The following is a 755-nucleotide window of genomic DNA, read 5'->3' as shown; positions in this document are numbered from 1 at the left end:
GCGATGATCCTCGCGATCATCGCCTACGTCGCGCCGTCCGCCGTCCAGGCCCACGAGGGCCACGCGCACCATGGCCGCCACCAAGCCGCGGCGGCATATGTCCAGGCGGCGCCCTCCATCGCTGAGACCACGGTTTCTGCTGCCCCTTCGCGCGTCGTAAAGACGTCGGCGAGGCCCCGGACCGCTGTCGATCTTCAGGCGCCGGCCGTCGAGCCGGTGGCCTCGCTGCGAGCGAATGACGCCGGCGGTAGGTGCTGTCCGGCCGGCTGCAGGGGCTCCTGCTGCGGGACCATGGTCTGTTGCGCGTCGGGCATCATGTCCGGCACGGGGGCCCTGTCACTTCCCGTGGTCCGCACTGCCAAGCTGATCCCGCACGACGTCGCTGGCCGCCCGGGCGTCGGCCCCGAGGCCCTGCCCAAGCCGCCACGAACCCTCGCGTGACGTGAGGCGCGCCTGAGGCGCGCAACGCCCGGACTGCGTCCGCCATCGCGGCGTGCATCCGGACTTCCCGACGCGAGGATACCCATTCATGTCGACCCGTCTTGCCGCCGCCCCCGGGGCGGTGGCGCTGCTTGCCGCCGTCCTGGCGGGGCCCGCGCTCGCCCACGAGGGCATGACCACGGCGCCGCGCCGCCGCCCGTCACCAAGACCATCGCGCCGCGCGGCGAGGCGCTGTCCGACGCCTTCGAGCTCGTCGCCATCCCGCGCGACGGCACCCTGACGCTGTTCCTCGACCGCTTCCGGACGAACGAGCC

Annotated in this window: 1 protein-coding gene and 1 pseudogene; both read left to right on the top strand. The window is 73.4% G+C overall.

All coding sequences use genetic code 11. The features are described from left to right. Window positions 1–441 (top strand): hypothetical protein (locus AX737_RS35130; RefSeq protein ID WP_245293432.1); only part of this gene is annotated, 441 nt, incomplete at its 5' end. A gap of 88 nt (window positions 442–529) precedes the next feature. Then, window positions 530–755, top strand: a pseudogene (locus AX737_RS35780) (RND transporter); the annotation flags it as partial.

This window comes from Methylobacterium sp. CCH5-D2 (assembly GCF_001556475.1).
Taxonomy (GTDB): Bacteria; Pseudomonadota; Alphaproteobacteria; order Rhizobiales; family Beijerinckiaceae; genus Methylobacterium; species Methylobacterium hispanicum.
This window is presented reverse-complemented; position numbering and strand designations above follow the sequence as displayed.